The sequence below is a fragment of the Streptomyces sp. NPDC093097 genome, assembly GCF_044754325.1.
GTDB lineage: Bacteria > Actinomycetota > Actinomycetes > Streptomycetales > Streptomycetaceae > Streptomyces.
Map to the genome: position 1 here is coordinate 127,961 of NZ_JBIVOW010000017.1, position 13,293 is coordinate 141,253.

The 13,293-nt window shown below is 74.7% G+C and carries 10 protein-coding genes; 3 read left to right on the forward strand and 7 right to left on the reverse strand.

The features are described from left to right. Positions 1-14 precede the first annotated feature (14 nt). Together ACIQE0_RS26500 and ACIQE0_RS26505 are read right to left on the reverse strand one after the other, a co-directional pair. Complete coding sequence (locus tag ACIQE0_RS26500) at positions 15-1,118, reverse strand: hypothetical protein (RefSeq protein WP_402336719.1); 1,104 nt, start codon at positions 1,116-1,118, stop codon at positions 15-17. Next, the gene (locus ACIQE0_RS26505; RefSeq protein ID WP_402336721.1) at positions 1,115-4,660 is read right to left on the reverse strand and encodes a DNA polymerase III subunit alpha; all 3,546 of its coding nucleotides are present in this window, start codon (positions 4,658-4,660) and stop codon (positions 1,115-1,117) included. The genes ACIQE0_RS26500 and ACIQE0_RS26505 overlap by 4 nt, the downstream gene beginning before the upstream one ends. A 190-nt stretch (positions 4,661-4,850) precedes the next feature. On the opposite strand from ACIQE0_RS26505, the gene ACIQE0_RS26510 reads away from it, so the two are divergent. Next, on the forward strand, positions 4,851-5,924 hold the full coding sequence (locus tag ACIQE0_RS26510) for a DUF3533 domain-containing protein (protein ID WP_402336724.1): 1,074 nt from the start codon (positions 4,851-4,853) through the stop codon (positions 5,922-5,924). A gap of 130 nt (positions 5,925-6,054) precedes the next feature. Here the strand turns inward: ACIQE0_RS26510 and ACIQE0_RS26515 are convergent, their stop codons facing one another. Further along, positions 6,055-6,825 carry an SDR family oxidoreductase gene (locus ACIQE0_RS26515; RefSeq protein ID WP_366330824.1) on the reverse strand — a complete coding sequence of 257 codons (771 nt, stop codon included), beginning with the start codon at positions 6,823-6,825 and terminating at the stop codon, positions 6,055-6,057. A 129-nt stretch (positions 6,826-6,954) separates the two neighbouring features. Here ACIQE0_RS26515 and ACIQE0_RS26520 point away from each other — a divergent pair, with 129 nt between their 5' ends. Then, positions 6,955-7,677 (forward strand): TetR/AcrR family transcriptional regulator, encoded by a 723-nt coding sequence (locus tag ACIQE0_RS26520; protein WP_402336728.1) that lies wholly within the window; start codon positions 6,955-6,957, stop codon positions 7,675-7,677. 354 nt (positions 7,678-8,031) lie between these two features. Further along, a complete protein-coding gene (locus tag ACIQE0_RS26525; protein WP_366330822.1) occupies positions 8,032-8,478 on the forward strand; it encodes a subtilase-type protease inhibitor in 447 nt (148 codons plus the stop codon). A gap of 116 nt (positions 8,479-8,594) precedes the next feature. On the opposite strand, the gene ACIQE0_RS26530 is transcribed toward ACIQE0_RS26525, so the two are convergent. From ACIQE0_RS26530 to ACIQE0_RS26545, 4 genes are all read right to left on the reverse strand, one after another. Further along, positions 8,595-9,626, reverse strand: a complete 1,032-nt coding sequence (locus tag ACIQE0_RS26530) for a S1 family peptidase (protein WP_402336855.1) — start codon at positions 9,624-9,626, stop codon at positions 8,595-8,597. A 477-nt stretch (positions 9,627-10,103) separates the two neighbouring features. Further along, positions 10,104-10,982 carry a DUF4231 domain-containing protein gene (locus ACIQE0_RS26535; protein ID WP_402336731.1) on the reverse strand — a complete coding sequence of 293 codons (879 nt, stop codon included), beginning with the start codon at positions 10,980-10,982 and terminating at the stop codon, positions 10,104-10,106. Positions 10,983-11,128: 146 nt separating this feature from the next. Then, entirely contained in the window at positions 11,129-12,115 is a 987-nt protein-coding gene (locus ACIQE0_RS26540; RefSeq protein ID WP_402336734.1) for a slipin family protein, read from the reverse strand. A gap of 141 nt (positions 12,116-12,256) precedes the next feature. Beyond that, on the reverse strand, positions 12,257-13,168 hold the full coding sequence (locus tag ACIQE0_RS26545; protein ID WP_402336737.1) for a S1 family peptidase: 912 nt from the start codon (positions 13,166-13,168) through the stop codon (positions 12,257-12,259). Positions 13,169-13,293 lie beyond the last annotated feature (125 nt).

Sequence of the window (13,293 nt, forward strand, 5' to 3'; positions counted from 1 at the left end):
GCCGCGCTCCCGCCCTAAGGCCGGTCCGGCTTCGGCCGCGGGCCGAGGGCGGCCGCGGGGCGTACCGCGGTGGTGCCGAAGCGGGCCCGGGCGCGGTCGACGGCCGCCTCGATGCGGTGGGCCCGGTCGTCGGCGGGGTCGAAGGTCAGCTGCCGCGCGGCGTGTTCGGCGCGGCACAGGTCCTCGGCCCGCAGCGCCAGCGTGCGCACCCGGGCCCGCTGGAGGCCGAGCGCGGTGTGCAGTGCGTAGGCCGCAGCGGTCAGCGCGGGGCCGTGCGCGGTCGGCGCGTCCAGCCGCCGGGTGCGGGTGGTGGTGGAGCGGTCGGCGTAGCGGACGGTGAGGGTGAGCGCGCGGGCCGCCTGCCCGCTCCCCCGCAGCCGGGCGCCGAGTTCGTCGGCGAGCGAGAGCAGTGCCCGGCGGCGCCGGTCCGGGTCCAACTCGTCGTGGCCGAAGCGGTGTTCGGCGGCGATCGAGCGGGCGGCCGCGTTGGGGGTGACGGGGGTGGGGTCGATACCGCGGGCCCGATCGGAGACCGCCCGGCCGGCCCTGGCGCCCAGGATCCGCTGGAGGGTGGCGGGCGGTGCGGCGGCGATCTTGCCGACGCTGTCGAGCCCGTAGGCGGACAGGGCGCGGGCGGCCGCGGGTCCGATGCCGTACAGCGCGGAGGCCGGGCGGCGGTCGAGGAAGGCGGCGACGGCCCGGGGTTCGGCGGGCACGGAGCGGATCCCGCCGGGCGGGGCGTCCTGGGCGGCCAGCCGGGCGAGCTGGGGGTTGCCGCCGACACCGATGGTGCACCGCACGCCGTGCCAGGCCAGCGCGCGCAGCCGGATCAGTGCGGCGACGCCCGCCGCGTCCCGGTCGAAGTAGCGCAGGGCGCCGCGGACGTCGGCGAGCGCGGCGTCCGGCGGCAGCGCCTGGATGACCGGGGTGAACTGGCCGAGCAAGATGAGCAGTTGCTCGTACTGCTCGGCGTCGACGGGTTCGCCGGCGGCGGTCCGAAAGCGGAGGTAGAGGGTGCCGGGTGGGCCGGCGGAGCCGCCGCGGGCGGCGGGGGGCACGCCGGGGGGCGCGGCCCCGGCCGCTCCGGTGGAGCCGGTGCGTGCACGGGGCGGGTTCATCCGGCGCTCCCGGGGCTGGCGTGCCACAACTTACGGCCGGTGGCGGCCCGTTCACCGGGCGGCTGGAGGTCCGCCCACGGGTGCAGCGTGTAGCCGGTCTCCAGGCGGATGGTGCGGCCGGGGCCGGCAGGGGCGGGCTCGGGGGCGGTCCCGTCCGCCGGGGTGCCCGCGGGCGGGGCGCGGTCCGGTTCCGGTGCGGCGGCGAGGCGCGCGGTGACCGCCTCCAGGCCGCCGGTGCGGCGGAGTTCGGCCAGTTCGGCGAGGTTCCAGGCGGCGCTGCCGACCACGCTGAGGCTGCGCGGGCCGCGCCGCTGGACCGTGCCGCGCACCAGCAGCAGCCACGAGTGGAAGACGGTGTGTGCGCACTCGGCAAGGGGACTGGGGGCACCTCCCGGGCCCCCAGGGCCCGGGGGAGTGTCGAAGAAGGCGCAGTCGACCAGGCCGGTGCTGTCGTCGAGGGTGGTGAAGACGACCCGGCGGCCGGAGCGGATCGGCGGGGTCTGGGTGGCCGCCTTGGCGCCGGCGACCAGCACCGTCTCGCCGTGCCGGGCGGTGCGCAGCCGCCGGGCCGGCACCGCGCCCAGCTCGATGAGGAACTCCCGGTGGTCGGCCATCAGATGGCGGGAGGCGTCCATGCCGAGGATGCCGAGCTCGGCGCTGAGCCGCTCCACGTCGGTGAGGTCGGGCAGGCCGGCCGGCTCGACCGGTTCGGCCTGCCCCGCCTCCTCGCCGGTGAGCAGCGTCAGCTGCCCGCCGGGGGCGGTCCGGCCGTGGTGGTGCAGTTCGGCGACGTGCAGCAGCAGGTCCCGCCGGTTGGCGCCGAAGGCGTCCAACGCGCCGACCCGGGCGAGGCGTTCGGCCACCGGGCGGCCGGGCCGGGCCCGCTGCCAGAGGTCCTGGAGCGAGCGGTAGGGCCGGCCGTCCGCGATCCGCCGGGCCTCGGCCTGGCTCATTCCGTACACGTCGGAGAGGGCCAGCCGCAGCCCCCAGGTGTCCGGCGCACCCTCTCGACCGGACACCAGTTCGATCCGGTGGGCGACCGCGGACCGGTTCACGTCCAGCGGCAGCACCGGCACCCCGCGCCGCCGGGCGTCCGCGAGCAGCAGCCGCTTGGGGTACATCCCGGGGTCGTGGGTGAGCAGCCCGGCGTAGAAGGCCGCCGGGTGGTGCGCCTTGAGCCAGGCGGACTGGTAGGTGGGCACGGCGAACGCGACGGCGTGCGCCTTGCAGAAGCCGTACGCGCCGAACGCCTCGACGATCTCCCAGGTGTGCGCGACGACCTCGGGGGCGTAGCCGCGCCGTCCGGCCCGCTCGGTGAACCAGGCGTGCACCCGGTCCCGGGCCTCCGGGTCCGACAGGGCGCGGCGCCGCTCGTCCGCCTCGTCCCGCCGGCATCCGGTCATGATCCGCAGGATCTCGATGATCTGCTCGTGGAAGACCACCACGCCGTAGGTCTCGCGCAGCGTCTCCGCCAGGTCGGGGTGCGGGTAGCGGGGCGCCCGGCGGCCGTGCCGGGCCTCGATGAAGGGCCGCACCATGTCGGCGGCGACCGGCCCCGGCCGGAAGAGGGAGATGTCGACGACGAGATCGTGGAAGGTGGCGGGCTGGAGCCGGCCGACCAGGTCGCGCTGGCCGGGCGACTCGATCTGGAAGCAGCCCAGGGTCTCGGCCCCGCGGATCAGGTCGTAGGTGGCCGGGTCGCCGGGCGGCACCTGCGCCGGGTCGTCCAGGTCGAGGCGGGTCCCGGTGGCCCGGCCGAGCTCGGCGACCGCGTGCGCCATCGCGGACTGCATCCGCACGCCCAGCACGTCGAGTTTGAGCAGCCCCAGGTCCTCCACGTCCTCCTTGTCGAACTGGGACATGGGGAAGCCGTCGCCGGCGGTGGGCACGACGGGGGTGCGGTCCAGCAGGGTGGCGTCGGAGAGCAGCACGCCGCACGGGTGCATGGCGATGCCGCGGGGGAGTGCGTCCAGCGCCTCGACCAGCTGCCACAGCCGTTCGTCGGCGCTCTCCCGCACCCCGCGCAGCTCGGGCAGTTCGGCCAGTGCGGCGCGGGCGTCCCGGGCCCGGATGTGCGGGAACGCCTTGGCCAGGCCGTCCACCCGGGCCGGGTCCATGCCCAGGGCGGCGCCCACGTCGCGCACCGCGTGCCGGACCCGGTAGGTCTCCGGCATCGAGACGGTCGCCACCCGCTCGGCGCCGAAGCGGTCGAAGATCGCGTGGTAGACCTCCAGCCGGCGGGCCGACTCCACGTCGATGTCGATGTCCGGCAGCGCGGCCCGCCGCGCGGACAGGAAGCGCTCCATCAGCAGCCCGTGCGCGACCGGGTCGGCGTGCGCGATGCCCAGCAGGTGGTTGACCAGGGACCCGGCGCCGGAGCCCCGGGCGGCGACCCGGATGCCCCGCTCCCGTACGTCGTCCACGACCTGGGCGACCGTCAGGAAGTACGAGGGGTAGCCGAGCCGCTCGATGGTGCGCAGTTCGTCGTGCAGCCGCGTCCAGTACGCGCGGTCGCGGTCGTAGCCGCGCAGCACCATCGCGGCGGCGCAGCGGGAGCGCAGCACCCGGGCGGCGGTGCGGTGTTCCGCGCCGACCAGGTGGGACTCGGGGAAGTGGATGCGGCCCAGCCCGATGTCGCCCCGGGGGTCCACCAGGCACGCGCCGGCGGTCTCCTCGGTCATGGCCAGCAGCCGGTGGGCGAGGTCGCGCCGGAAGCCGGCCGCCTCGGCGATCCGCTCGGCGGCGCGGCCCATCGCGGCGGCGTCCTTGAGCCAGCGTTCGCCGCTGTCCCAGGTCTCGGGGCGGCGCCGGTCCACCGGCACCAGGCGGCGGGCGGCGTCCAGGACGTCGGCGACCGGGCCCTGGCCGGGGTCGGCGTAGCGGACCGCGTTGGTCAGCACGGCGCGGACACCCTGGTCGACGGCGAAGCCGAGGGTGCGGGCGGCCAGCCGCAGGGAGCCGGGGCCGCTGCCGGGGCGCCCGTGGTCGACGGCCTCCAGGCGCAGCGCGTCGCCGTACCGTTCGCGCCAGGGGGCGAGGAGTCCGGCGGCGCGGTCCGGGCGGCCGGCGGTCAGCGCCCGGCCGACGTCGGAGTCCGGGCCGAGCAGGACGGTCAGCCCGCCGGTGTCGGTTTCCAGGGCGGCGCGGGGCAGTACGGGCCGCTCGGCGCGGTCCGCGTGGGCGGCGGAGACCAGTCGGCACAGGGCGGCCCAGCCGGCCGCGCCGTCCCGGGCCAGGAAGACGACGCGGGCGGCGGACTCGTCGACGAAGGCGCCGCCGCGCACCGGGGTACGGGGGCGGGCGGCGGGCCGGGGCGCCGACTCCCGTTCTGCCACGGCCAGTTCGGCGCCGAACAGCGGGCGGATGCCGGCCTCGGCGGCGGCCTTGGCGAAGCGGACGGCGCCGGAGAGGCCGTCCCGGTCGGTCAGCGCGAGGGCGCCGAGTCCGCGTTCGGCGGCGCGCTCGACCAGCCGCTCCGGGTGGGAGGCGCCGTAGCGCAACGAGAAGCCCGAAGCGGTGTGCAGATGCGTGAACCCTGGCATCCGCACCTCCTGCACCTCATAAGCCCCCCGGCCGTCTTCGCGTCGCTTGTTTCACTTCCTCCACCATAACGCCTCTCTCGAACATTCGTACGAACACGCGCCCTGGAGGCCACCAATCAGGAGATATCAACCAAAGGGGATATAAAACCCGTGGAACAGCTGCGAACCGAACCCCAGAACGGAGCGGCGCATGGCCACGCCCGACGACGGCACCCGCCTCACCTTCACCGAGGAGGTGAAGAGCGCGGTGACGGCCCGGGCGGCGCTCCTGGTGGTCGGGGTGCTGGGCCTGATGGTCGCGTTCATCACGTCGTACACCGGCGCCTTCCACCGCCCGAAGCCGGACCGGATGGCGCTCGCCGTGGTCGCCCCCGCCCAGGTCCGCGGGGAGCTGCTGAAGAAGCTCGACCACCTCCCGGGCACGCCGCTGGACCCGCGCCCGGCGGCCTCCGAGGCGGCCGCGCGGCGCCAGGTCGAGCACCGCGAGATCGACGCCGCGCTGATCGTCCAACCGCGCGGCACCACCGACCGGTTGCTGGTCGCCAGCGGCGGCGGCGCCGCGCTCTCCCAGGCGGTCGAGGCGGTCGTGACGGCGGTCGAGAAACAGCAGCAGCGGACCGTCCACGTCGAGGACGTGGCCCCGGCCGGCGCCGGCGACAGCCGCAGCCTGTCGTCCTTCTACCTGGTGGTGGGGTGGTGCGTCGGCGGCTACCTGTGCGCCGCGATCCTGGCGATCAGCGCCGGGGCGCGCCCGGCCAACCTCCACCGGGCGGTCATCCGGCTCGCCGCGCTGGCGCTGTACGCGATCGCCGCCGGACTGGCCGGGGCGATCGTGGTCGGCCCGGTCCTCGATGCGCTGCCCGGCAGCCTCTTCGGGCTGTGGGGACTGGGCGCGCTGATCGTCTTCGCGGTGGGCGCCACCACCCTGGCCTTCCAGGGGCTGTTGGGCATCATCGGCATCGGCCTGGCGATCCTGGTGATCGTGGTGTTCGGCAACCCGAGCGCGGGCGGCGCCTATCCGTATCCGCTGCTGCCGCCGTTCTGGCGGGCGATCGGGCCCGCGCTGCCGCCGGGCGCCGGCACCTGGGCGGCCCGCTCGATCACGTACTTCCACGGCCAGGCGCTGACCGGACCGCTGCTGGTGCTCTCCGCCTGGGCGGTGGGCGGTGTACTGATCACCCTCATCCTGGCGGCGCTGCACCGCACGGCCGACGAGCGGAGCGGCGGACTGACGGCCGACGGCGGAAAACGGCTGCCCGCCTAGGACACACGACGGCGCCCCGTGCCTGCCACGCCCCTCCCGACGCGGCACGCACGGGGCGCCGCCCATTCTCGCGCCCCGCCCCGCGGACGCTCCCCCGCCGGGCGTCGCCTTCCGGCCACCGCCGGGACCGTCACATGTGCGTACCGCCGTCTATCCGGATCTCCGTGCCGGTGATGAAGGCACCGTCCTCCGAGGCGAGCATCGCGATCACACCGGCGACCGTCTCCGGGCCGGCGAACCCCTGGCCGATGGCCGGGAGGAGCTTCGCGAACAGGCTCATGTCGGCGTCCTCCGGCAACCCCGGGCCGCGGCCGGTGGTCATGCCGCTGGCGATGGAGCCCGGCGCCACGCACACCGCGCGCAGCCCCTGCTTGCCGTACTCGCCGGCGATGGCGTGGGTCATGGACTGGATGCCGCCCTTGCTCGCCGCGTACGCCGCCATGTACGGGTGCGCGAACGAGGCGGAGGTGGAGCTGAAGTTGACGATCACCGGAGCCCGGCCCCGGAGCAGCGCGGGCAGCGCCTCGCGGATCATCAGGAAGGTGCCGGTGAGGTTGACCGAGATGATCTGGTTGAAGAACTCCAGCGTGGTCTCGTGGGTGTGCGCGGAGCGCAGGATGCCGGCCGCGTTGACCAGGACGTCCAGCCCGCCGAGGTGCTCCACGGCGGCGGCCACGCCGGACCGCACCGCGGCCTCGTCGGAGATGTCCAGCAGCGCGGTCTCCAGGCGGTCGGCGGCGCCGTCCGCGGCGGCCCGCTCGGCGGTGGCCGCCAGGCCGGCCTCGGCGACGTCCACCGCGACGACCCGGCCGCCCTCGGCGAGGATCCGGTGGACGGCGGCCTGTCCGATGCCCGAGCCGGCTCCGGTGATCAGTACGCGGCGTCCGTCAAAGCGGTTCATGGTGCTGCTCCGTTCATGAGGCGCCCCTGAGGGCGCGGTCCACTGCTGCCGCACCGTACGCCGACTTGGCACAATGTGCCACCTTCGCACGTCATGCCGACTTGTCACCGCGCTCCGTAAGCTGGCGGCATGCCCACCGCACCCCGCCCCTCCCTCACCGAGCGCCGGAAGGCCGCGACCCAGCTGGAGATCGCCCGCACCGCGGCGGCCCTGTTCGCCGAGCGCGGCCCCGGGGTCACCGCCGACGAGATCGCCCGCGCCTCGGGCGTCGCGCTGCGCACCTTCTACCGGTACTTCCGCACCAAGGAGGACGCGGTGGCCCCGCTGCTCGCGGTCGGCGTCCGGCAGTGGATCGAGGACCTGGCGACGGCCGCCGCCGGACCGGACGCACCGCCCGCCCGCGCGGCGCTGGAGCAGGCCGCCCGCCGGGCACTGTCCCCCGCCGACGAGCGGGCCGCGGAGGCGCTGCGCTGGACCCGCGGGCTGCTGCGGGCGATGCCCGGCGACCCGGCGCTGCGCGCGGTCTGGCACCGCGTCCACCACGACTCCGAGGAGGCACTGCGCCCCGTACTGGCGCAACTCACCGGCGCCGGGCGGCTGGAGGTGCGGTGGGCCGCGGCGGCGGCGAACACCGCGATGCGGGTCGCGGTCGAGGAGTGGGCCGCGGGCGACGCGCGGGCGGACGGCCCGCACGGCCCCGCGGAGCTGGCGGCCCGCGGTATGCGGACGCTCACCGCCGGGCTGCCCGGACTGGACGCCCGGCCCGGCGGCGAGGGCGCCGACGGCGGGAGCAACCGCCGTGGCGGCGAAGGGAGTCCGGGCGAGGGCGAGGGCCCCGCGGCCGGCGGCTAGGGCCGGCCGGAGAGGGCGACCCGAGGGGCGGCACGGAACGGCGCGCGGCGCCCGCCGGCGGATCGATGGGCCCTGCCGTTCGGACAATCGCCGGAGATCAACTCCCGGCCGAACGGACGGTCGGCGGCCGGATCCACCCCTCCCGAGGGCGGGCCGATCCCTACCGGAGGGAACTCATCCGCGCTGGCCGTGCACCGCGTACGGGCACCCCGCTCCCCCACTTCCGAACGCTTTCGCGCCATTACCCTCAGCTTTCACCTATCGACCGAAAGTGATCGGGTCGCGTGCGTTTGAGGTGCAGTTGGTCCAGACTCCCGTCCGGCATCTGCACCTACAAGCAAGGGAGTGTTCGTCATGCGGTACATCACTGGGGCGGTCGCGCTCGGCGCGGCGCTGGTTCTGGGCAGCCTGTCCACCACCGCGCAGGCCGTCGCCGCATCGGCCCAGCCCGCCCGGAGCGGGGGGCTCTACGCCCCCTCGGAGCTGGTGTTGACGGTCGGCCGGGGCGAGACCCGGGCGACCGCCACGGTGGAGCGCGCGGTGACGCTGACCTGTATGCCGAAGGCGTCCGGCAGCCACCCGGCCCCGAGAGCCGCCTGCGACCAACTGCGCTCGGTGGCCGGCGACTTCGGCGCGGTGACCAAGGGCGCGGCGACGAGCGAGCGGCTGTGCACCAAGGAGTGGGCGCCGGTCGTGGTCACCGCGGACGGGGTCTGGCAGGGCCGCCGGGTCTCGTACACGTACACCTTCGCCAACACCTGCGCGATGACGGACGGCAAGGGCTCGGTGTTCGAGTTCTGACCGGCCCCGAGCCGTTCCTGACGTAAGCCGTCAGGACGGCGACGGCACCGGCCCCCGGACGAGGAGAGCGTCCGGGGGCCGGTTCATGCCGTCGGCCCGGGGCCGGTCGGCCTGGTTCAGCCGATCTGTGCGCCGTACGCCTGGAGGGCGGCCGGAACCGGCTGGAAGAAGGTCTCGCCGCCGTTGCTGCAGTCGCCGCTGCCGCCGGAGGTGAGGCCGATGGCGCTCTCGCCGTCGAAGAGGGCGCCGCCGCTGTCACCGGGCTCGGCGCAGACGTCGGTCTGGATCAGCCCGTCGACCGTGCCCTCCTGGTAGTTGACGCTGGCGTTCAGCGCCTTGACGGTGCCGTCGTGCACCTGGGTGGTGCTGCCGGAACGCTGCACCTTCTCGCCGACGGTGGCGTCCGCCGCCTTGGTGATCTTCTGGGTGCTGCCGTTGTAGAGGTCGACCTCGCTGGGATGGTCGGCGTTGCCGGTGTACTTGACGATGGAGTAGTCGTTGCCCGGGAACGTGGACTGGTCGGTGGTCGCGATCTCCTGGCCGCCCTGCTGGTCGGACCAGCTCTTGACGGCGTTGCCGCAGTGGCCGGCGGTCAGGAAGTACGGCTGGCCGTCCTTGACCACGTTGAAGCCGAGCGAACAGCGGGCGCTGCTGCCCCAGATCGCGTCGCCGCCCGCTATCAGCGGCTTGAACTCGCTCTTGCTGTGGCGGATTTCGACGGTGTCACCGAGGCCCTCGGCGACCTTGGTGAGCCGGTCCAGCTTGGCGCCGGTGACCGTGCGGTCGGCGGTCACCACGACCTTGTTGGCCCTGGGGTCCATCGCCCAGGCGGTGCCGGGGATGGTCGCCTTGGCCTTCAACGTCTGCCGGGTCGCGTCGAGTTGGGCCATCGAGTGCTTGACTATTCTCGCCTCGGCGCCCTTGGCCTGGACGGTCGCGGCGGACGCCTGGTCCACCACGTTGACCACCAGCTTCTTGGCCTGCGCGTCGTAGTACGCGCCGGCGGTGCCGGACTTGAGCTGGGACGCCAGCGCGGTCGCGGCGGCCGGGGAGAGCTTGGCCGCCTTGGGGGCCGGGGCGGCGTGCGCGTTGGCGAGAGTGACGGTCGCGGTGGCGGCGAGCGCGAGTGCGCCGGCGCCGGCCAGCATCGTGCGACGGCGGGATATGCGACGGTGCTTCAACTCAGGGCCTCCCGTGGGGGGTTGGACCCGGGACTGTGGGGAGTCGTGCGGGCCCGAGAGTGAGGTGTGAGGTACCGAGCACAGACAACTCCACCCCGTGGCGGCGCCTCGGGGAGTCGCGTCCATGCCAACAGGCCCGAGTATTCCCACCCGTTTCTCCCGTGCACAAGACCGGGTTCCGGTCTCGGTTGCGGGAGTTCACGCTTTCTCCACACTGTGTTCACGCCGCTCTTCGCCCGCCCCGGTCCCGAGTGCGGACCTCAGAGGGCATACGGAGCGGTCGGCGGCGCGCGAAGTGTGAGGACTGCACCTGACCGGAAAACGCCCCGCCCGACCGGCCCCTTCCGCGCTCGCCCCGGTCTCACCGGGCCGCCCGCGCGGGCGACTTCGGGCTTCAAAGCGCGCGACGGCGGCGGGCGGCAGGCGGGAGTTCGGCGACCGGCCCTACTCGCTGAGCCACTTCGCCATCCAGCCTTCGTTCTGCGCGGAGATGACGCGTTCGCACCGGCCGACGAAGGCGTCGTCGGCGGCGGGGCCGGCCGCCCGGCCGCGGTGCACCGTCAGCCGCTCCAGCTCCGCGGCCGTACGGGAGAACTCCAGCTCCTGGTAGGCGTACCGGGCGGCCGCCGCATGCGCGGTGACCGCCGCGGCCACGGTGGTGACCATGGCGACCCATGCGGTGGCCCACTCCGCGCCGAAGACGACGGACACCGCGCCCAGCACCGCGGCGGCGCCGGCCAGGGCCAGCTCCGCCCGGCGGACCTGGCCGGTCCGCCGACCCATGTGCGCGGCCCGGGGCCGGTAGTAGCCCTCGATCTGGCCGGCGACCCGTACGTCCACATAGGAGCCGAGGTCGGTGACGGAGGGCAGGTCACGCCGCCGAGGGGTGTGCGCGATGGTGTGGCCGACCAGGTCGGAGGCGTCCTCAAGGACCCGCTCGGCGCGGTCCAGCAGCACCTCGGAGGCGTCCGCTTCCCGATAGGGGGCGACGCGGGCGAGATAGGTGTAGACCTCGCTCTTGAGCTCCTCGCTGAGCGAGCGCAACCGGGTCCAGTCGCGGACCTGTCGGGGGCCCGCCGCCCTGGCGGCCAGCGGCGCGAGCCCCACCGCGACGGCCGCCAGGAACGCCAGCGCCTTCCCCACCCCGTCGTTCCACGCCATGACCTGCGCGGCCGCGGTGCCGGCACACGCGCCCAGCACCCCCAGCACCAGACCCGCCGTCCGGGCCCGCCCGATCGCACGCTTGGCGTGGTCGGCCGCCTGCGACCAGACGCTCTGACGGTCCCATAACCACTGCGCGGTCGATTCCCCTGAAACCCCCACGCGCGCATTCTCTCAGCGCCGCCCCGCGAAGGACAGGGAGCGCCGAAGCGGCCGGCGGAGCGGGACGCCCGGGTCACACCGCCGGTGCGCCCTCCCCCTGGGCGCCGTCCGCACCGCCGCGGCGGACCGCGTCACGACGGACCGCGTCACGACGGACCGCTGCGGAGGTTTTCGGCCTCCGGGAGGTCTTCGAGCGCCGGCAGGGCGTCCTCGACGGGGCCGCTCTCGACCGGCGGCGGGGGCGGGGCGGCGTCCGCGGAGACCATCCGCTCCTGGGCGGCGTCCGGCGGAACCATCCGCTCCGGGGCGGTCGGCCGCTGCGCGCGGGCCCGTTGGGCCTCCGCCTCCACCTGCTCGGTCTGCGCCTGGGCCTGGAGCCCGGAGCGCTCCAGGAACCGCAGCAGCTCCACGGGGAAGGGCAGGACGAGGGTGGAGTTCTTCTCGGAGGCGACCGCCACCACGGTCTGGAGCAGCCGCAGTTGGAGCGCGGCGGGCTGGTCGGACATGGCCGCGGCGGCCTCGGCCAGCTTCTTCGACGCCTGGAGTTCGGCATCGGCGTTGATCACGCGGGCCCGGCGGTCGCGGGTGGCCTCCGCCTGGCGGGCCATCGAGCGCTTCATCGTCTCCGGCAGCGAGACGTCCTTGATCTCGACCCGGTCCACGCTCACGCCCCAGCCGATGGCCGGGCTGTCCATCATCAGCTCCAGGCCCTGGTTGAGCTTCTCGCGGTTGGACAGCAGGTCGTCCAGTTCGCTCTTGCCGATGATCGAGCGCAGCGAGGTCTGCGCCATCTGCGAGACCGCGAACCGGTAGTCCTCGACCCGGACCACCGCGTCGGCGGCGTCGACGACCTTGAAGTAGACCACCGCGTCGACCCGGACCGTGACGTTGTCGCGGGTGATGCCCTCCTGCGCCGGCACCGGCATCGTGACGATCTGCATGTTGACCTTACGCATCCGGTCCACACCCGGGATGATCATGGTGAAGCCCGGCCCGCGCACCGGGGCGGTCAGCCGCCCCAGCCGGAGCACCACACCGCGTTCGTACTGCTTGACCACCCGGGCGGCGGCCATCAGATAGACCGTCCCCGCGGAGGCCAGACCCACTCCGGCCGCCACCAGTTCTCCGAGCATCACGGCCCCCTGAACTGCGCCGTTACGTCGCTTAAGGCCCTTTTGTCTTCCATGGTAGGCCCGGCCCCGGAGGCGGTCGACGCGCGCGACGGGCCCCCGCCTGCCGGCCGGCGGGGGCCCTGCTGCGGACTTCTCAGCCGGTCAGGCGAGCGTCACGCCGTAGGCGCTGAGCGCCGCGGTGACGGGCTGGAAGAAGGTGGTGCCGCCGCTGGTGCAGTCGCCGCTGCCGCCCGAGGTCAGGCCGAGCGCCGTGCTGCCCGAGTACAGGGAGCCGCCGCTGTCGCCGGGCTCGGCGCAGACCGTGGTCTGGATGAGGCCGGAGACGATCTCGCCGTTGCCGTAGTTCACCGTGGCGTTCAGGCCGGTGACCTTGCCGCTGTGGACGCCGGTGGTGGAACCGCGGCGGGTGACCGACTGGCCGACCGTGGGGGTGCCGGCGCTGGTGATCGTCTGGCCGCCGACCGCTCCGGGGTGCGCCAGCGAGGTGTTGTTGTACTGCACGAGGCCGTAGTCGTGGCCGGGGAAGCTGGAGCCGACGGTCGGGCCGATGCTGGTGGCGCCGGAGGAGCTGGTGTACCACGGCGGTTTGCCGTCGGTGCAGTGACCGGCCGTCAGGAAGTAATAGGTGCTGCCCTTGCGGACGTTGAAGCCGAGCGAGCAGCGCCAGCTGGGCGCGTAGATGGCGTCGCCGCCGGAGATCAGCTTGCGGATCGTGCCCGCGGTGCGCTCGATCCGGACCGCGCCGGCGTTGCTGCCGGCGGCCTGCTGGATCTTGGCGACCTCGGTCTTGGAGACGGTGCTGTCGGCGGTGACGACCAGGGTGTGGGTCGCCGGGTCGACGCGCCAGGCGGTGCCGGCGACGTCCGCGGAGCGGACCGCGTCACCCGCGGCGGTGAGCTGGGCGGCACTGAACGTCTTGGCGGGAGCAGGGGTCTGGGCGCCGGCGGTGGCCGGGACGGCGACCGCACCGAGGGCCACCAGTCCGGACGCCACGGCGATCAGCCGGGTGCGTCTCGCCACACCGCTGCGGGGGGTTGTGCGCGCGTTCCTCACTGATTCCTCCGAGGGGGATCGGGGGCCGCCGGTGGGCGGCCCGTGAGGCGCAGCCGAGGAGCACACGGGTGCGCGCAGGGGAAACCCCCGCGCCCCATTTTTTGCGTGCCCCTGACAAGCGCTTG